This is a genomic window from Leclercia sp. S52, from assembly GCF_039727615.1.
In the GTDB taxonomy this organism is placed as follows: Bacteria; Pseudomonadota; Gammaproteobacteria; order Enterobacterales; family Enterobacteriaceae; genus Enterobacter; species Enterobacter adecarboxylatus_B.
Map to the genome: position 1 here is coordinate 164,834 of NZ_CP152474.1, position 18,529 is coordinate 183,362.

Consider the following 18,529-nt stretch of genomic DNA (forward strand, 5'->3'; position numbering starts at 1 on the left):
ATGTTCTCCTCAGGAGTGAGCGTGACGCTGGCGCAGGTCGGTGGCAATGCGCGCCATCATCGGGTTATTGAGTCGGCACTTGCGGATCGCCAGCGCCAGCAGCAGGTGGAAAAGGGCAGGCAGCAGGGTCTCCATGGTGGTGATGCCCTGCAGCGAGGCGGTCGTCTGGTTGCCCGCGCCAGGCTGATAGGCGACAAAAATGAACACCAGGCTGATGATCCCGGCGCTGGAGGCCCAGGCCAGCTTGATGAAAAACAGGTTAAAGGCGAAGTTCATCCCGGAAGAGCGTACGCCGGTTTTCCACTCGCCGTAGTCGTCGGCAAAGGCCATTAATGCGAAGTGCAGCGGCAGGGTAAAACCGAGGATCACCCCGTTCGCCAGAATCACTACCAGCCACAGAGTCTGGTGCGCCGGGCCGCCGGGCAGGAACCACATTCCTGCCGCCAGCACGGCCAGCACCAGGTTGGTGTAGTAGTAAAGTTTGACGGTATCGCTGCGGCGCGACAGCAGGTTGACGATCACCGCTCCGAGAATGGCGGCAAAGGTCACCATGGTGAAGAACAGCGAAGTGTAGGCGGTGCTGCCCTCCAGCACATAGGTGATGAAATACATGTAGCCGCCGCCACGGATGTTGAAGACGTTGATCAGCAGGAAGGACATCACCAGCATCAGCAGCAGCTGGTCGTTCTGACGCAGGCCGGCGAGGTGCTCCTTAAGGGTGAATTTGCCCATCAACGCCAGCGGCACGCGCTCGCGCACCCAGAAGAAGCAGCACAGGAACATCACCACCGCAATGGCGCACAGCACCCCCACGCCGAGCTGATACCCCTGGGCCGTATTGCCCTGACCGAGCACCGAGACCAGCCACGGCAGGCCGACCGAGACCAGGAAACCGGCCACGCCGCACAGGACAAAACGCCAGGACTGGCAGGAGAGAACCTCGCTGTGGCGGGTGGTCATGGTATTGATCAGCGCGCAGTAGGGCACGTTGATGGCGGTATAGCCCACCGAAAGCAGCAGATAGGTGCCGAACGCCCAGGCGATTTTGACCCCCATCCCGGCATCCGGCACGGTGAAGGTCAGCACCCCGATCACACCAATCGGCAGGGCGACCCACAGCTGCCACGGGCGAAAGCGTCCCCAGCGGCTTTGGGTACGGTCGGCAATGATCCCCATCACCGGGTCGGATATGGCGTCGAAAATACGCAGGGCGATAAACAGCGTGCCGACCAGCGCCGGGGTTAAGCCAAAGACATCGGTATAGAAGAAGGTGAGAAAATTCATGATCAGACAGGTGATCACCGTCCCGCCCGCATCGCCCAGGCCGTAGCCGATTTTTTCGCGTACCGAGAGGCGATCGTTGATGGCCTGTTGGGCAATCTCTGTCTGTGTAATCGGAGTGGAAGTCATGAGGTAACTCCTCGGGTTATCGGGTTTTTTATATTGTTTTGTCAGGTACCCGATTAATTTTGCACCGATCCCCGGCCTCAACAAGGGAAGGGAAAAGTATAAAAAGGTGAGGATTCCGACCTTGTTCTCAAAATGTGATTTAGATCGGGACGAAAGGCAATTACCTGTTAATAATCAGTAATAAAGGTTCATAATTTGTCTGTTAATAGCGGAAAAATGAATAGCGATGCTCGAATTATCCATAGCACTTCCGATCAGGGTACAGAATGGCGGCTATTTCATCTCCCGGGGCGTGGGGCGACATCCGGCGCGCAGGCTCGATTCGTGGGAGGTAATTTTTGTCGAAAAGGGGACATTAACGATCCAGGAGGAGGAGAGTGTTTTCGAGGTGCATGCCGGTGAGAGCCTGTTGCTCTGGCCCCATCGTCGGCATAAGGGCATCGAGGATTTTCCCGCCGATTTACGCTTTTACTGGCTGCATTTTGAGGTCAACGAGCAGAGTCCGCCCTCCACCTGGAGCTCGCTGCTGTCGGTGCAACAGCACGGTAAAACCGGCGATCCGCAGGCGATGGTTGCGCTTTTCCGCCAGTTTCTGACCGAGCAGGAGAAGCTTCAGCGCAGCCCGGCGCTGGAATTTATTCTGCTGCTGATCCTGCAGCAGCTCTCCCGGACGGCCGGGCAGGAACTGCCGCCGGATGAAGCGGGAGTGAATCTGGCGTGGAAGGCGCGGCAGCTGATCGGCACCCAGTTTCACCTGCCGCTCTCCACCTCATCCCTGGCCAAAGAGCTGCACTGCAACGCGGACTACCTGGGGCGGGTGTTTCGCCGGGTCTTCAATCTGACCCTGACTGAGGCGATCCACCGCCAGCGCGTCCGGGCGGCGGAAAAGCTGCTGCTCAACGATGCCGTCTCGCTGAAAGAGGTGGCGGTGCGGTGTGGGTTTAACGATGCGGGCTACTTCCGGCAGATTTTTCGCAAGCATACCGGGTTAACGCCCGGGGTCTGGAAACGCCGCTACTGCAAAGAGCACATTAACTCCGCCTGAGTCCTGGGGCAGATGGCCAGTTTTCACGGCAGGGCGCACAAATCGGGCCTTTTACCCTGTCTGATCAAAGCGCTCGCCCCGATCCCTCTGGCAACCTGACTTTTTTCAGCAAGGATGGTGCAGGTGATGAACCCCTTTATTGTTGCCGATCCGGCGAAGTGTATTGGCTGTCGCACCTGCGAAGTGGCCTGCGTGGTGTCGCATCAGGAAGATCAAAATTGTGCGGCGGTGACGGCAAAAAGTTTTACCTCCCGCATTCGGGTGGTGAAGGGCGGTGCGTTTACCACGGCGGTCACCTGTCATCAGTGTGAAGATGCGCCCTGTGCCAACGTCTGTCCGACCCAGGCTATCCAGCGTCAGGCAGGGGTGTGGCAGGTGGATCAGGCGCGCTGTATCGGCTGTAAAAGCTGTATGGTCGCCTGTCCGTTCGGGGCGATGCAGGTGACGGGGAGTGCTGAGCAGGTTCAGGCCCTGAAGTGCGACCGCTGTGCGCATCGCGAAGCGGGACCGGCCTGTATAGCGGCCTGTCCCACTCATGCGTTAAGCTGCGTCGATCCCGCAAGATTACGCGCCGAACGGCTACGTTATCTGGCGTAAAGCGTTACTTGCCGTTTTCCCGCCAGGCAAGCTCAACCTCTTCGGCCAGGATTTTCACCCCGGCTTCGATTTTTTCCGGGTCCGGCACGTAGTTCATGCGCATGCACTGGTGGGTGTGCGGCCAGGGTTTATCCAGCCCCGGGAAGAAGTAATCCCCCGGCACCATCAGTACCCCACGCTTTTTCAGACGCTGATAGAGCAGCTCGGTGGTGATCGGCAGATCCTTAAACCACAGCCAGAGGAAAATCGCCCCTTCGGGTTTATGGATCAGGCAGCGATCTTCCGGTAAGTAGCGGCGAATCGTGGCGATCGTCTCTTGTACACGCTGATAATAAAACGGTTTAATCACCTCATTCGAAAGGCGCAGCAGATCGTTGCGCTTAATCATCTCGCACATCATCGCCGGGCCAATCCCGCCCGGTGACAGGCTGATAATGCCGTTCATATTGGTGATGGCGGTGATGATTTTCTCATTGGCAATGATGATCCCGCAGCGGCTGCCCGGCAGGCCCAGCTTGGAGAGGCTCATGCACAGGACAATGTTCGGGTTCCACAGCGGGCGTGCTTCGCTGAAGATAATGCCCGGGAAGGGCACACCATAGGCGTTATCAATCACCAGCGGAATGCCGTGCTGATTCGCCAGCGCATCCAGCTTCATCAGCTCTTCGTCGGTGATCACGTTCCCGGTCGGGTTGGTAGGCCGGGAGACGCAGATCATCCCCGTCTCTTCACCAATATGCAGGTGCTCAAAATCGACGTGATACTTGAACTGGCCTTCCGGCAGCAGCTCAATGTTCGGGCGTGCGGAGACGAAAAGGTCATCCTCAAGACCGGAATCGGCGTAACCGATGTACTCCGGCGTCAGCGGGAAGAGCACCTTTTTGGTAGTGCCGTCGGCACGTCGGCCCGCGAAGAGGTTAAATAAGTAGAAAAACGCGCTCTGGCTGCCGTTTGTCAGTGCAATATTCTGTGGTTCGATCTCCCAACCCAGGGTGTCGCGCAGCATCTTCGCCAGGGCAGCGAGCAGCTCGGTTTTCCCCTGCGGGCCGTCATAATTGCACAGCGCATCAGTGGCTTTGCCATTTTCCAGCATGTCCGCGAGGAGCGTCTGAAAATAGGCGTTCATCTCCGGAATTTGTGCCGGGTTACCGCCGCCGAGCATGATGGCGCCCGGTGTGCGCAGCCCGTCGTTGAGATCCTCCATCAGGCGGGTAATGCCTGAATGGCGGGTGAATTTGTCGCCGAAAAGTGAAAAAGTCATAGCAGGTGTTCTGTCGGGCTTGTTCTAAGAGTGGCTCACCATAACGCTACAACTGCGCGGGTGCAAATCAGCGTGGAAACGGAGAAGGGTTGTTTTGTGTTATCAGTTTGCCATCAGGCAGCGAATTATTCTGTATTTTCCCTCTCCCGGTGGGAGAGGGATTCTGAACGTAACGATCAGCGGTTACCTGCCCACACCACCATGACCTTATCGCCCTGATGCTCGCGCACAAAGCCGTAGCCCTGAGGCATCGTCAGCGTGGTCTGCGTTCCTTCACCCACTGCCGGATGGCGGGCGCGGAACTGCCCGAGCAGCTGCCAGTGGGCAACGGTCGCCGCCTGCGCGCCGCTGATATCCTGCCAGTTCATGTCCGAGCGCGTCCCCTGCAGCGGGTCGGAGCCCGTCGGGCCGAACGGTCGGGCGGATTCATCGCCGTAAAATATCTGCACGCTACCTGGGGCCAGTAACAGCAGCTCTGCCGCACGCTGGTCGCCCTCGCGGAACAGGCGGGTATCATGAGAGGAGAGGTAGCTCAGGACGTTAAAGCTTTGCAGCTTTTCAGCCATCTGTTGCCAGGTCAGGTCGATGTTGGCCAGGCAATCCACCGCTTTTGCCGCCTGCTCCTGATAATCAAAATTGATCATCGCATCGAAGCCGTGGCGGTAGTAATCACTCTGCATCACCCCATGCCCCCAGGATTCACCGGTCATCCAGAAAGGGGCATCGTCGAGTTTTTTCTCCGGATTGGCCTGCTTCCAGGCTTTTAGCGCCTCGCTGGCCTGGTTCTTCAGCTGCTGCCAGCCCGCCAGCTCCACGTGCTTGGCGGTATCAACGCGAAAGCCGTCGATGCCGTAGTCCCGTACCCACTGGCTCAGCCAGTGAGTGAGGTAGTCGCGCGGCGTGTAGCCCTCGATGGCTTTTGCCCCGGTATCCGATTTATGGCGATAGAAATTCGGCAGGCCCGACGGGGTGGTGGATTCGGTTTTCAGATCCGGCAGGAAGGCGAGAGACATAGTCAGATCGTCGAAACCGGGGTTGTCGTAGTCGCCAATGTCGGTGCGTATCCACTTTTTGCCCCACCAGTTTTCCCATGCGGCTTTATCACTGAAATTGATGTAGTCGTTAAAGCCGTGCCAGCTCTGTCCGGCGCCAGGCTTCCAGTCGGTCCAGCGCTCGCCGAGGGTTTTCTTCAGCTCGTCACCCTGCAGATAGAGCGCGCCGAACTGAAACTCCTCCATGTCGGCCAGCGTTGCGTAACCGGTATGATTCATCACCACGTCAAACAGGATGCGGATCCCCCCGGCGATGGGCCTCGTCCACCAGCTGGCGTAAATCGTCTTCCGTCCCCATGTTGGCATCGAGCCGGGTCCAGTCCTGGGTGTAGTAACCGTGATAGGCGTAATGAGGGAAATCACCCTTGGTGCCGCCGCCGACCCAGCCGTGGATCTGCTCCAGCGGCGAGCTGATCCACAGGGCGTTAACGCCGAGCTGTTGCAGGTAGTCCAGTTTGCTGGTGAGACCTTTCAGATCGCCGCCGTGGAAGGTGCCGATCTCCTGCATGCCATCTTTATGGCGTCCGTAGCTGTTGTCGTTGGCCGGATCGCCATTCTCAAAGCGGTCGGTCAGGACAAAATAGACGGTGGCGTTTTGCCAGCTGAACGGGGCGGGTTTATCCGTCTCTGCACGCTCCAGTAACAGCAGGCCGTTGCTGCCCGGCGCGGGTTGCAGGGTGATTTTGCCCTGCTGCACGGTGGCGGTCTGTTTGCTGTAAAAATCGCGCACCACGCTCCCTTCCGGGAAAGTGTTGCTGACGTCGAGCGTTAAAGGTTCGCCGTCCCATTTCGGGCACTGACGCACCACGTTGGTCACCGCCTTTTCGCTCTCGCTGGCGACGGTCAACATCAGAGTTGGCGTACCGGAGCGGGTATCAATCCGTGCCTGATAATCGCCGTCGCGGAACAGACGCCACTGCACCGGAGCGCCCTCGCACGGCTTGAGTGACATCATCTCATTGAGTTTTATCGCGTTTGTGGGCTGCCAGCACGTCTTGTCAAGATTCAGCGTGAGCGGGCGGGTACCCTTCGTCAGCTTTGCCTGTGCCGTGAAGACTCCCGAGCCTTCGGCGGTAAAGGTCGGAAAACCCGGTGCTGACCAGTCGGCGCTGGCCATGGCAGGCAAGAGGAGAAGAGCGAGAGCGGAACGTTTCATACCGGTTTCCTGTCACAGCGTTTTGCTCAGTTTGCCATCTATTGTAGAGGGCTAACTCATCCCCTGGCGCTATCGCGCAGGGAGGAGCAATGAGGGTGAGTGATCTCACGCTTAGATGGCTGTTTAACTGCGATATTGAGCACATTTTGGTGAAAATGATGCTTAAACGCGCGATTAACAGATGACAGGGTTTCGGATTTAGACTATTTCTTTGAATGCTCTTCTCGTCTATTTTTGCTAGGATCTGAGATTCACTTCTCATTTTACGAAAAAAATAAGGTGTTGGAATGTTCCTATCCGACCAGGAGACCTAATGATATCGACTCCCATTCGACGATATGGGGCCGCGATACTCATGTTACTCACCATGGCAATTTCTGGTGAGGTGCTTGCGAAGACGCACACGGATACAACGAGTAAGAAAGCCCACGTCATAAAGACGACAAGTAGTAAGGTTAGCAGTAAACAAGAGTATTCTCGCAATAGTGCAAAGAGTAGTTCACTTCCTGATTTGCGAAAATACCCTTCCGGGACACCAAGGAAAAAAGCGTTTCTCCGGACGGTAATGCCTTACATTACAAGTCAAAATGCCGCGATTACTGCGGATCGTAACTGGCTTATTTCTAAGCAGTACGACAGCCGCTGGTCGCCATCAGAACGCACGCGTCTGAAAGAAATTTCAAAACGCTATAAGGTGAGCTGGAACGGAAACACGCGTCGTGTGCCGTGGAACTCGCTGTTAGAGCGCGTAGATATTATTCCAGGCAGCATGGTCGCAACGATGGCTGCAGCCGAAAGTGGCTGGGGTACCTCTAAGCTTGCGCGCAGTAATAACAACCTCTTCGGCATGAAATGTGCGAAAGGTCGTTGTAACAATGCACCGGGCAAAGTGAAAGGCTACTCACAGTTTGAATCGGTAAAAGATTCCGTGAATGCTTATGTTGTGAACCTGAACACGCATCCTGCTTACAAATCCTTCCGTAAGTCGCGCGCGCAATTGCGCAAAGCAGACCAGGAAGTGACGGCAAGCACCATGATCCATAAGCTGAAAGGTTACTCAACCCAGGGCCAACGCTATAACAATTATCTGTTTGCGATGTACCAGGATAACCAGCGCTTAATCGCCGCCCATATGTAATATTAAAAAAGGCCTTCCGCATGGAAGGCCTTTTTTTATTTAAATCAGCACTTCACTGTAGCGATCGCGATACTCTTTCGGCGTGGTGTCATACTCTTTTTTAAATACCGAATAGAAATACTGCAGCGACGGATAACCGCACATCTGCGAAATCTCGTGAATGGAAAGCGAGGTCGAAATCAGCAGGCTGCGGGCTTTTTCCAGCTTCTCGGCGTGAATAACCGCATGGATCGTCTCGCCCACCTCTTCTTTAAAACGCTTCTCAAGATTTGAACGCGAAATCCCTACCGCATCCAGCACCTGATCCACTTTGATGCCTTTGCAGGCGTGGTTACGAATGTAGTGCATCGCCTGAATCACCGCCGGATCGTTCAGCGAGCGGTAATCGGTTGAGCGCCGCTCCACAACGCGCACCGGCGGCACCAGCAGGCGCTGCAGGGGCAGGTTTTCGTTGTCCAGCAGACGGTGCAGCAGTTTAGCGGCCTGGTAGCCCATCTGGCGGGTTCCCTGGGCCACGGAGGAGAGTGCCACCCGTGACAGGTAGCGGGTAAGCTCCTCGTTATCGATGCCAATAACGCACAGCTTCTCCGGCACCGGAATGTGCAGGTGCTCACACACCTGCAGCACGTGCCGGGCGCGGGCATCGGTTACGGCGATAATCCCGGTCTGCGGCGGCAGGGTTTGCAGCCAGTCGGCGAGGCGATTCTGCGCGTGCTGCCAGTTCTCCGGAGCCGTTTCCAGCCCCTGATAGACAACGCCGCGATACTTCTCCTTTGCCACCAGCTGACAGAAGGCATACTCGCGTTCCGCCGCCCAGCCTTTGCCGCTGGAAACGGGCAGGCCATAAAAGGCGAAGCGGTGCACCCCTTTCTCCTTCAGGTGGAGAAAGGCGCTCTCAACCAGGGCGTGGTTGTCGGTCGCGATATAGTGAACGGGCGGGTAGTTCTCCGGCTTATGGAATGAGCCGCCGACGCCGACGATGGGCACGTCGACATCGACCAGCAGCTGCTGGATAACGGCATCGTCAAAATCCGCGATGACGCCGTCGCCCAGCCACTCTTTGATATTATCGGTACGGGTGCGGAAATCCTCTTCGATGAAGATATCCCACTCGGACTGCGACGCCTGCAAGTATTCACCCACACCCTCTACAACCTGACGGTCATAGGCTTTATTGGCATTGAATAACAACGTAATGCGGTGACGCTTCTCAAACATGGCGCTCTTTTTCCAGAATCAGTGACAGATGATATAGCATCCTCAGGCGCGCCTTTTGGTCGCGGAATCCATCCATACCGCCAGCAACAGAATGGCGCCCTTAACGATATACTGCCAGAATGTCGGGACGTCCATCATACTCATTCCGTTATCCAGCGACGCCATAATAAAGGCCCCCATTACCGCTCCGGCAACGCTGCCGATCCCCCCCGGCCAGACTGGTGCCGCCAATGACGCAGGCGGCGATGGCGTCGAGTTCGGCAATGTTCCCCGCCGACGGTGAGCCCGCTCCCAGGCGCGAGCTTAAGATCAGCCCGGCGACGGCAACCATCAGGCCGTTAATGGCGAACACCGCCAGCTTGGTGCGCTCAACGTTGATACCGGACAGGCGTGCGGCTTCGAGGTTGCCGCCAATGGCATAAATGCGGCGGCCAAAGGCGGTGCGGGTTGCCATAAACATTCCGGCCAGCAGCAGCAGAACCAGCAGCAGTACCGGCGTCGGCACGCCGCGATAGTCGTTCAGCAGCCAGATCGCCCCGAGGACAATCACCGCCGTCAGCGCCTGGCGTCCGACGACCGAGGTGGACGGTGCCGTGGCTAACCCTAAACTCTGACGACGCATTCTGCTCCGCCACTGCCAGGCAACAAACGCCATCAGGCCAATCGCGCCGAGGCTAAAACCGACCCCGCTGGAGAGATAGCTCTGCCCAATCTGCGACATAGAGGCGCTGGTGGGGGAGACGGTGGTGCCGTTGGTCACGCCGATCAGGATGCCGCGGAAGGCCAGCATCCCCGCCAGGGTGACAATAAACGACGGCACTTTGCGGTAGGCCACCCACCAGCCGTTCCAGGTACCGAGCAGTAAACCGAGCACCAGAGTCACCACGATAGTCAGCGGCAGCGGCCAGCCCAGCCAGACGTCGAAAATCGCCGCCAGTCCGCCGAGCAGGCCCATCATCGACCCCACGGAGAGGTCGATCTCCGCCGAGATAATCACAAACACCATCCCCACCGCCAGAATGCCGGTAATGGCGGTCTGACGCAGCAGGTTGGAGACGTTACGGGCGCTGAGATACGAGCCGTCGGTGGTCCAGGTGAAGAACAGCATGATCGCCACAATGGCGGCAATCATGACGAATACCTGCAGATTAAGCGCCTTTAACCCTGAAAACAGACCCGGTGCGGGCGCCGTGGCTTTTAACTCAGATGGATTGCTTTTCGACATGGCGTTCGCTCCTTAATGCGGCTTCCATCACCTGTTCCTGCGTCAGGTTCTGGTTGTTCAGGTTGGCTTTCAGTTTTCCTTCGTGCATAACCAGCACCCGGTCGCTCAGACCCAGCACTTCAGGCAGTTCCGAGGAGATCACGATCACCGCGATACCCTGCTGGACCAGCTGGTTGATCAGCTTGTAGATTTCGTATTTCGCACCGATATCGATCCCGCGTGTCGGTTCATCGAGGATCAGGATGCGCGGATTGAGCAACAGGCAGCGGGCGAGGATCGCTTTCTGCTGATTGCCGCCGCTGAGGCGACCAATGGCGAGGTCCGGCGAAGACGTTTTGACCTTCAGTCGCTGCAGGGACTGCAGAATGCAGTGCTGCTCGGCGGCGTCGTCCAGGCTGCTCAGCCTGCCGCTGAACTGATCCAGGGCGGCGAGGGTGATGTTTTTACCCACCGCCATCACCGGCACGATGCCGTCTTTTTTCCGATCTTCCGGCACCATCGCAATGCCGTGCGCAATGGCCTGCTGGCAGTTTTTAATGTCGACCTGCTGCCCGTCAATATAGATGCGGCCTTCCCAGCGCCCGGGCCAGACGCCGAACAGGCACTGCACGGCCTCGGTACGTCCGGCGCCGACCAGCCCGGCCACGCCAAGGATCTCACCGCGATGCAGGGAGAAGGAGACGTCGTTCACCCGTTTGATATGGCGATTGACCGGATGCCAGGCGGTGAGGTGCTCCACGCGCAGCACCTCTTCCCCAAAGGTGTGCGGCTCATTCGGGTAGAGCGCGGTGAGCTCGCGGCCCACCATCATGGTGATGATGTCGTCCTCGCTCATCCCCTGCGCTTCGCGGGTGCCAATATGCTGCCCGTCGCGAATGACGCAGACCGTGTCCGAAATGGCTTTCACTTCGTTGAGCTTGTGGGAGATGTAAATGCAGGCAATCCCGTGGTGTTGCAGGTCACGAATGATGTCCAGCAATACCGCGGTTTCCTGTTCCGTCAGCGAGGCGGTTGGCTCATCGAGGATCAGCAGCCGCACCTGCTTGTTGAGCGCTTTGGCGATCTCTACCAGCTGCTGCTGCCCCAGGCCTAACTCGCCCACCCGGGTATCGGGGGAGATCGCCAGGCTCACCTGCGCCAGCAGCTTTTCGCAGCGCAGGGTCATGGTGTCGTAATCCAGTACCCCGTGACGGGTGATCTCAGCACCGAGGAAAATGTTCTCCAGCACGGTGAGGTGCTTCACCAGCGCCAGCTCCTGGTGAATGATGGCGATGCCTTTGCGCTCGGTGTCGCGGATGTGCGTGGCCTGCAGGGTTTCGCCGGCAAATACGATTTCGCCGTCATAGCTGCCATGGGGGTAAATGCCGCACAGCACCTTCATCAGGGTGGATTTGCCCGAGCCATTTTCGCCGCACAGCGAGACGATCTCGCCGGGATTTAAGCGCAGGCTGACGTTATCCACGGCCTTCACCGCGCCAAACGCCTTAGTGATACTTTTCATTTCAAGGAGATAAGACATAACTGCCCCACATGACCCGAAGGAAAACAGAACAAGTCGATGCGCCCCCGCCAGGCAGGGGCGATGATGGATTACAGTTCGCTCTTTTTATGGAAACCGTCTTTCACAACGGTGGCGTCAATGTTCTCTTTATTGACTTCGATAGGGGTCAGCAGTCGGGACGGCACGTCTTTGAGGCCGTTGTTTAAGGTGGTGTCCGCTTTAGGCTGCTGGCCATTGCCCAACTCAACGGCAATTTCCGCGGCGGTGTTGGCCAGCTCGGTGATCGGTTTATAGACCGTCATGGTCTGGGTACCGGCCACGATACGTTTCACCCCGGCAAGATCCGCATCCTGCCCGGAGATCGCCACTTTACCGGCCAGCCCCTGGGCGCTGAGCGCCTGGATAGCGCCGCCTGCGGTGGCATCGTTAGAGGCTACCACGGCGTCAATCTTGTTATTGTTGGCGGTTAAGGCGTTTTCCATAATTTTCAGCGCGTTTTCTGGCAGCCAACCGTCCGCCCACTGATCGCCCACCACTTTAATTTTGCCTTCGTCAATATACGGCTTCAGCACCTTCATCTGCCCGGCGCGGAATAATTTGGCGTTGTTGTCCACCGGCGAGCCGCCCATCAGGAAATAGTTGCCCTGCGGCACTTTCGCCACCAGACTTTGCGCCTGTAATTCACCGACTTTTTCATTGTCGAAGGAAATATAATAATCGATGTCAGCGTTATTAATCATGCGGTCATAGGCCAGCACTTTAATGCCTTCGCGTTTGGCTTCTTTGACCACGTTACTTAAAACCTGACCGTTATACGGAATAATAACCAGCACGTCGACGCCGCGGTTTATCATATTTTCGATTTGCGACATCTGGGTTTCTTCATTGCCATTCGCAGACTGGACAAAAACTTTCGCACCTAATGCTTCTGCCTTATTGACAAAAATATCGCGATCTTTTTGCCAGCGCTCCAGACGGAGGTCGTCAATCGCCATGCCGATTTTGACTTCTTTTGCATGACTCGCCGTACTCGCCAGCAGCAGCGATGCACAGAGAGTGAGGCACAGGTTCTTTATCTTCATAATTGTATTGCCTTTTGTAGGGTTAGGTTGCTGAGATAAAAGAAACAATCATTGCAAGAGACGTAGCAAATTCTTAACGGGGAACGGCAGACTGGCAATTACAGATTTTTATCTTCTCGTTATGATATTTGGTTTATTTTCGAATTTATGACCGCGATCTGATTTTAAATTACATAACTTATTAATTACACATGAATCTGGAATTTACGCTGTGAAATTCGTTCGGCTGCAAATTGATTTTGCGAGCCAGCGCACGTTTGTGCATTCTCTCAATAGCAGTGTGAAATAACGTAATTGAGCAACCTGCGATCACTATTCAGTATTACTCCAGTATCTACTTTTCGCCGCACCCCTGATTATGGAGCTCAATATGCAAGCTTATTTCGATCAACTCGATCGCGTTCGTTATGAAGGCCCGAAATCCTCTAATCCTTTAGCGTTTCGTCATTACAACCCGGACGAGCTGGTGCTGGGTAAGCGCATGGAAGATCACCTGCGTTTCGCCGCCTGCTACTGGCATACCTTCTGCTGGAACGGGGCCGATATGTTTGGTGTGGGTTCGTTCGATCGCCCGTGGCAGCAGCCGGGCGAAGCGCTGGAGCTGGCGAAGCGTAAAGCGGACGTCGCCTTTGAGTTCTTCCACAAGCTGAACGTGCCCTACTACTGCTTCCACGATGTGGACGTCTCCCCGGAAGGCGCTTCGCTGAAAGAGTACCTGAATAACTTCGCGCAGATGGTCGACGTGCTGGCCGAAAAACAGCAGCAGAGCGGCGTGAAGCTGCTGTGGGGCACCGCCAACTGCTTTACCCACCCGCGCTATGGCGCAGGGGCGGCCACCAACCCGGATCCGGAAGTGTTCAGCTGGGCAGCCACCCAGGTGGTGACCGCGATGAACGCCACCCATCAGCTGGGCGGGGAAAACTACGTGCTGTGGGGCGGACGCGAAGGCTACGAAACGCTGCTCAACACCGATTTACGCCAGGAGCGCGAGCAGATTGGCCGCTTCATGCAGATGGTGGTGGAGCATAAACACAAAATCGGCTTCCAGGGCACGCTGCTGATCGAGCCAAAACCGCAGGAGCCGACCAAGCATCAGTACGATTATGACGTGGCGACGGTGTACGGCTTCCTGAAGCAGTTCGGGCTGGAAAAAGAGATCAAAGTGAATATCGAAGCCAACCACGCGACCCTGGCCGGCCACTCGTTCCACCACGAGATCGCCTCCGCTATCGCGCTGGGCATTTTCGGCTCCGTAGATGCCAACCGCGGCGATCCGCAGCTGGGCTGGGATACCGATCAGTTCCCGGTCAGCGTGGAAGAGAACGCGCTGGTGATGTACGAAATCATCAAAGCGGGTGGGTTCACCACCGGCGGCCTGAACTTTGACGCCAAAGTGCGCCGTCAGAGTACCGATAAATACGATCTCTTCTATGGCCATATTGGGGCGATGGACACCATGGCGCTGTCGCTGAAGGTAGCTGCCCGCATGATTGAAGACGGTGAGCTGGATAAGCGCGTGGCGAAACGCTATGGCGGCTGGAACAGTGAGCTGGGTCAGCAAATTTTGAAAGGCCAGTTATCGCTGACGGAGCTGGCGAAGTACGCTGAACAGCATAACCTGGCGCCGCAGCACCAGAGTGGTCATCAGGAGCTGCTGGAAAACCTGGTGAATCATTACCTGTTCGATAAGTAACGGGTACCGCCGGGCGGCGCTACGCTTGCCCGGCCTACAATTTTTAAGGAGCCCAGGGTATGTACATCGGGATCGATCTTGGCACATCGGGTGTGAAAGCCATTCTGTTAAATGAACAGGGCGAGGTGCTGGCAGCGCAAACAGAAAAATTGCAGGTTTCACGGCCACACCCACTCTGGTCTGAACAGGATCCTGAAGCCTGGTGGCTGGCAACGGATCGCGCCCTGAAGGCGCTGGGCGAGCAGCACTCGCTGCAGGACGTCAAAGCCCTGGGCATTGCCGGACAGATGCATGGCGCCACGCTGCTGGATAAAGACAACCGCGTGCTGCGCCCGGCCATTTTATGGAACGATGGCCGCTGCGGTGAAGAGTGCGCCCTGCTGGAAGAACGCGTGCCGACATCGCGGGAGATCACCGGCAACCTGATGATGCCGGGCTTTACCGCACCGAAACTGCTGTGGGTCCAGCGCCACGAACCCGAGATTTTTAGCCAGGTGGCGAAGGTACTGCTGCCAAAAGATTATTTGCGTCTGCGGATGACCGGCGAATACGCCAGCGATATGTCCGATGCGGCAGGCACCATGTGGCTCGATGTCGCAAAACGCGACTGGAGCGAGACGATGCTCGATGCCTGCCATCTCACCCGGGGCCATATGCCTGCGCTGTTCGAAGGCTGTGAGCAGGCCGGCACGCTGCTGCCATCGGCCGCGCAGCGGTGGAACATGCCAGCCGTTCCGGTCGTGGCAGGGGGGTGGAGATAACGCCGCGGGTGCGGTTGGCGTCGGGATGGCCGATGCCGGACAGGCGATGCTGTCGCTGGGCACCTCCGGGGTCTACTTTGCCGTCAGCGACGGCTATCGTAGTAACCCTGACAGCGCGGTGCACAGCTTCTGCCACGCGTTGCCCGGCAAATGGCACCTGATGTCAGTGATGCTCAGCGCGGCGTCCTGCCTGGACTGGGCGGCCAAACTGACCGGATTAGACAGCGTTCCGGCCCTGCTCGATGCCGCGCAGCAGGCCGATGAAAACGCTGGCGCCCTCTGGTTCCTGCCCTATCTTTCCGGCGAGCGCACGCCGCATAACAATCCACAGGCGAAAGGGGTGTTCTTTGGCTTAACCCATCAGCATGGCCCGGCCGAACTGGCGCGCGCCGTACTGGAAGGAGTGGGCTATGCCCTGGCCGACGGCATGGATGTGGTGCATGAGTGCGGACTCAAACCGACCAGCATTACGCTGATCGGCGGCGGGGCGCGTAGCCCGTACTGGCGTCAGATGCTGGCGGATATCAGCGGACAGCAGCTGGATTACCGTACCGGCGGGGACGTCGGGCCTGCGCTGGGTGCTGCGCGTCTGGCGCAGATCGCGATGAATCCGGATAAGCCGCTGTCGGCGCTACTGCCGCAGCTGGCGCTGGAACAGCAGCACATTCCGGATGCCGTGCGTCATGCACGCTATGCCGAGCGACGCGAGGTGTTTCGCAAGATCTATCAGCAGCTTCTGCCGCTGATGTCGTGAAACGTTGCCGGGTGGCGTTTCGTTTGCACAGCCTTGTAGGCCCGTGCAAGCGAAGCGCCGCCGGGCAAGCAACTGCACTCAGCTCACAAACCTGCGCGTATCAATGCGCTGTAACAGCATCGACAGCAGCAGACTGACCACCAGCGTAGCCGAGAAGATCCAGACGATATCCAGCAGCGGCCAGCTTTTTAACTCCAGGCCACGCGTGCGCAGAGCGTGGATCACCAGCGCGTGAAAACCATAAATCCCCAGTGAGTTACGTGAAATTAACCCCAGCAGCGGCAGGGGGCGTGCATTGAGCCTATTTTTCACCAGGGTAAATAATGAAACCGCGCAGATAAACACCATCGGGCCGCAGTAGAGATACCAGGTATCGGCGAAGGTGCCGCGCCACTGCAGTTCATGCAGCGTCCCGCGGGAGATAATCGCAACCGCAGCAATAAACAGCGCAGCGCAAATCCCATTCATCCAGCGTTTGTGGGTATCCATCATGCCCAGAGCGCGGCCCAGCATGCCGTACAGCACGTAATAGAAGGTGTCGCCGTTGATATAGAGGTTGATCGGCAGCCATTCAAATCCGCCAATTTTTTGCGAGACGGTGTTGGGGTTGGCCACAATGCCAATCACAATCATCAGCGCCAGCAGCATTTTGCCGTTCGCGCTTTTCACCTGCAGCAGCGGCGAGAGCAGGTAAATGACGATAATGGCGAAGAAAAACCACAGGTGATAGAAGACCGGCTTTTGCAGCAGGTATTTCAGCGACAGCTCGCTGTTGATCGAGGTAAACAGCACGATATAGAGGAACGCCACGGTGCTGTAAAACAGCAGGCACAGCCCGATGCGTAAAAAGTGGCGCGGTTGCGCGCTGCGCTCGCCAAAAAAGAGATAGCCGGAGATCATGAAAAATAGCGGCACGCTCACGCGCGAGGCGGAGTTAAGAACGTTGGCAATATCCCAGTTAGCAAGGCTGACGCTTGCGGCGTTGGTGATATACCAGGTGGTGGTATGGATCATCACCACCATTAAACAGGCAATTCCCCGCAAATTATCGATCCAGTTTATTTTTTCCTGCATTCATCCCTCTGTTTACGCTTTAAAAAGAGTCTGACTGTGGTATTGCTACAGACGCTCGCTGGAAAATTCTGAGTTTGCATCGTCCTGCTTGTGCCGGGGCGGTGAGATTCGCAGAATGCCGGGCCATAATCTATAAAGTTTAGAGTTTAAAAATAACAGCCACAGCACAGGGCGGTAATAAAAATGATGATGCGTGCAATGTGGATCCTGCTTCCCGCGTTACTGGCCGGCTGCGCGGCTCAGGAGTCGACCCCGGCGCAAAAAGGGCAAACGAAGAAAGTCAGTCCGGTGCGTTCGCTGGACATGGAACAGCTGTGTAAGGATCGGGCGGCGCAGCGCTACAATACCGGTGCGCAAAAAATCGACGTCACCGCATTCGAACAGTTCCAGGGTAGCTATGAAATGCAGGGCTTCACTGCCCGCAATGAGAGTTTCATCTGTTCTTTTGACGCAGAAGGCCATTTTTTACATCTTTCGATGCGCTAGGGCCGCCGCGTTATGAGCTGGCTGCGCCCCGAGGGCGTTGTCAGCACTGCTTATTTCCCAATTTTCCTTAAACAACCCCGTTTCGTACTGTATATCTTGCATCCGACGGGTATACTGATCCCTTCCATTTAAAACCACACGTATCCAGCACGAAATACTATGCAAAAGTTCGATACTAAGACCTTCCAGGGCCTGATCCTGACCTTACAGGATTACTGGGCTCGTCAGGGCTGCACCATTGTTCAACCACTGGACATGGAAGTCGGCGCCGGCACCTCACACCCGATGACCAGCCTGCGAGCGCTGGGGCCAGAGCCAATGGCGACCGCCTATGTGCAGCCATCCCGTCGTCCGACCGATGGTCGCTACGGTGAAAACCCGAACCGCTTACAGCACTACTATCAGTTCCAGGTGGTCATTAAGCCCTCTCCGGACAATATTCAGGAGCTGTATCTCGGGTCGCTGAAAGAGCTGGGTATGGATCCGACCATTCACGACATTCGTTTCGTGGAAGATAACTGGGAAAACCCAACGCTGGGTGCCTGGGGTCTGGGTTGGGAAGTGTGGCTGAACGGCATGGAAGTGACTCAGTTCACTTACTTCCAGCAGGTTGGCGGTCTGGAATGTAAACCGATCACCGGTGAAATCACCTACGGTCTGGAACGTCTGGCCATGTACATTCAGGGCGTAGACAGCGTTTACGACCTGGTCTGGAGCGACGGCCCGCTGGGTAAAACCACCTACGGCGACGTGTTCCATCAGAACGAAGTGGAGCAATCCACCTATAACTTCGAATACGCGGACGTGGACTTCCTGTTCACCTGCTTCGAGCAGTACGAGAAAGAGGCCCAGCAGCTGCTGGCGCTGGAGACTCCGCTGCCGCTGCCAGCCTACGAGCGTATTCTGAAGGCCGCCCACAGCTTCAACCTGCTGGACGCCCGTAAAGCGATCTCCGTGACTGAACGTCAGCGCTACATTTTGCGAATTCGTACCCTGACCAAAGCCGTTGCAGAAGCTTACTACGCGTCCCGTGAAGCCCTTGGCTTCCCGATGTGCAACCGAAACAAATAAGAGGC

Annotated in this window: 12 protein-coding genes and 3 pseudogenes; 7 read left to right on the forward strand and 8 right to left on the reverse strand. The window is 56.8% G+C overall.

All coding sequences use genetic code 11. The annotated features are described in order from the left end of the window. Window positions 1-9 precede the first annotated feature (9 nt). Entirely contained in the window at window positions 10-1,410 is a 1,401-nt protein-coding gene (locus AAHB66_RS00780; RefSeq protein WP_347114879.1) for an MFS transporter, read from the reverse strand. A 226-nt stretch (window positions 1,411-1,636) separates the two neighbouring features. Between AAHB66_RS00780 and AAHB66_RS00785 the strand changes: the two genes are divergently transcribed. After that, complete coding sequence (locus AAHB66_RS00785; RefSeq protein ID WP_347114880.1) at window positions 1,637-2,455, forward strand: helix-turn-helix domain-containing protein; 819 nt, start codon at window positions 1,637-1,639, stop codon at window positions 2,453-2,455. Between the two features lie 126 nt (window positions 2,456-2,581). After that, window positions 2,582-3,052 carry a 4Fe-4S binding protein gene (locus tag AAHB66_RS00790; RefSeq protein WP_347116561.1) on the forward strand — a complete coding sequence of 157 codons (471 nt, stop codon included), beginning with the start codon at window positions 2,582-2,584 and terminating at the stop codon, window positions 3,050-3,052. 4 nt (window positions 3,053-3,056) lie between these two features. Here AAHB66_RS00790 and avtA read toward each other — a convergent pair whose 3' ends face one another. Beyond that, on the reverse strand, window positions 3,057-4,313 hold the full coding sequence (gene avtA, locus AAHB66_RS00795) for a valine--pyruvate transaminase (protein WP_347114881.1): 1,257 nt from the start codon (window positions 4,311-4,313) through the stop codon (window positions 3,057-3,059). Window positions 4,314-4,489: 176 nt separating this feature from the next. After that, window positions 4,490-6,521, reverse strand: a pseudogene (locus AAHB66_RS00800) (alpha-amylase). 313 nt (window positions 6,522-6,834) lie between these two features. On the opposite strand from AAHB66_RS00800, the gene AAHB66_RS00805 reads away from it, so the two are divergent. Then, window positions 6,835-7,659 carry a protein bax gene (locus tag AAHB66_RS00805; RefSeq protein WP_142487772.1) on the forward strand — a complete coding sequence of 275 codons (825 nt, stop codon included), beginning with the start codon at window positions 6,835-6,837 and terminating at the stop codon, window positions 7,657-7,659. 39 nt (window positions 7,660-7,698) lie between these two features. Here AAHB66_RS00805 and xylR read toward each other — a convergent pair whose 3' ends face one another. From xylR to xylF, 4 genes and pseudogenes are all read right to left on the reverse strand, one after another. Further along, entirely contained in the window at window positions 7,699-8,877 is a 1,179-nt protein-coding gene (gene xylR, locus AAHB66_RS00810; RefSeq protein ID WP_347114882.1) for a D-xylose utilization transcriptional activator XylR, read from the reverse strand. 42 nt (window positions 8,878-8,919) lie between these two features. After that, window positions 8,920-10,102 (reverse strand): annotated as a pseudogene (gene xylH / locus AAHB66_RS00815) (xylose ABC transporter permease XylH). Further along, entirely contained in the window at window positions 10,080-11,621 is a 1,542-nt protein-coding gene (locus AAHB66_RS00820) for a xylose ABC transporter ATP-binding protein (RefSeq protein WP_347114883.1), read from the reverse strand. Before AAHB66_RS00820 ends, xylH begins: the two are co-directional and overlap by 23 nt. 71 nt (window positions 11,622-11,692) lie before the next feature. Next, window positions 11,693-12,685, reverse strand: coding sequence for a D-xylose ABC transporter substrate-binding protein (gene xylF, locus AAHB66_RS00825; RefSeq protein WP_347114884.1), 993 nt, complete (start codon window positions 12,683-12,685; stop codon window positions 11,693-11,695). 370 nt (window positions 12,686-13,055) lie between these two features. Here xylF and xylA point away from each other — a divergent pair, with 370 nt between their 5' ends. After that, on the forward strand, window positions 13,056-14,378 hold the full coding sequence (gene xylA, locus AAHB66_RS00830; protein WP_106995493.1) for a xylose isomerase: 1,323 nt from the start codon (window positions 13,056-13,058) through the stop codon (window positions 14,376-14,378). A 59-nt stretch (window positions 14,379-14,437) separates the two neighbouring features. Continuing rightward, window positions 14,438-15,893 (forward strand): annotated as a pseudogene (xylB, locus tag AAHB66_RS00835) (xylulokinase). 78 nt (window positions 15,894-15,971) lie between these two features. Here xylB and AAHB66_RS00840 read toward each other — a convergent pair. Beyond that, window positions 15,972-16,967, reverse strand: coding sequence for an acyltransferase (locus AAHB66_RS00840; protein ID WP_347114885.1), 996 nt, complete (start codon window positions 16,965-16,967; stop codon window positions 15,972-15,974). A gap of 183 nt (window positions 16,968-17,150) precedes the next feature. Between AAHB66_RS00840 and AAHB66_RS00845 the strand changes: the two genes are divergently transcribed. Both AAHB66_RS00845 and glyQ read left to right on the forward strand, forming a co-directional pair. Beyond that, a complete protein-coding gene (locus tag AAHB66_RS00845) occupies window positions 17,151-17,453 on the forward strand; it encodes a YsaB family lipoprotein (protein ID WP_347114886.1) in 303 nt (100 codons plus the stop codon). 159 nt (window positions 17,454-17,612) lie between these two features. Beyond that, the gene (gene glyQ / locus AAHB66_RS00850) at window positions 17,613-18,524 is read left to right on the forward strand and encodes a glycine--tRNA ligase subunit alpha (protein WP_003860141.1); all 912 of its coding nucleotides are present in this window, start codon (window positions 17,613-17,615) and stop codon (window positions 18,522-18,524) included. Window positions 18,525-18,529 lie beyond the last annotated feature (5 nt).

Excerpts from the sequence above, each read along its gene's own strand:
- AAHB66_RS00780 (WP_347114879.1), bottom strand. The coding sequence starts at position 1,410 with ATGACTTCCACTCCGATTACACAGACAGAGATTGCCCAACAGGCCATC.
- AAHB66_RS00785 (WP_347114880.1), top strand. The coding sequence starts at position 1,637 with ATGCTCGAATTATCCATAGCACTTCCGATCAGGGTACAGAATGGCGGC.
- AAHB66_RS00790 (WP_347116561.1), top strand. The coding sequence starts at position 2,582 with ATGAACCCCTTTATTGTTGCCGATCCGGCGAAGTGTATTGGCTGTCGC.
- avtA (WP_347114881.1), bottom strand. The coding sequence starts at position 4,313 with ATGACTTTTTCACTTTTCGGCGACAAATTCACCCGCCATTCAGGCATT.
- AAHB66_RS00805 (WP_142487772.1), top strand. The coding sequence starts at position 6,835 with ATGATATCGACTCCCATTCGACGATATGGGGCCGCGATACTCATGTTA.
- xylR (WP_347114882.1), bottom strand. The coding sequence starts at position 8,877 with ATGTTTGAGAAGCGTCACCGCATTACGTTGTTATTCAATGCCAATAAA.
- AAHB66_RS00820 (WP_347114883.1), bottom strand. The coding sequence starts at position 11,621 with ATGTCTTATCTCCTTGAAATGAAAAGTATCACTAAGGCGTTTGGCGCG.
- xylF (WP_347114884.1), bottom strand. The coding sequence starts at position 12,685 with ATGAAGATAAAGAACCTGTGCCTCACTCTCTGTGCATCGCTGCTGCTG.
- xylA (WP_106995493.1), top strand. The coding sequence starts at position 13,056 with ATGCAAGCTTATTTCGATCAACTCGATCGCGTTCGTTATGAAGGCCCG.
- AAHB66_RS00840 (WP_347114885.1), bottom strand. The coding sequence starts at position 16,967 with ATGCAGGAAAAAATAAACTGGATCGATAATTTGCGGGGAATTGCCTGT.
- AAHB66_RS00845 (WP_347114886.1), top strand. The coding sequence starts at position 17,151 with ATGATGATGCGTGCAATGTGGATCCTGCTTCCCGCGTTACTGGCCGGC.
- glyQ (WP_003860141.1), top strand. The coding sequence starts at position 17,613 with ATGCAAAAGTTCGATACTAAGACCTTCCAGGGCCTGATCCTGACCTTA.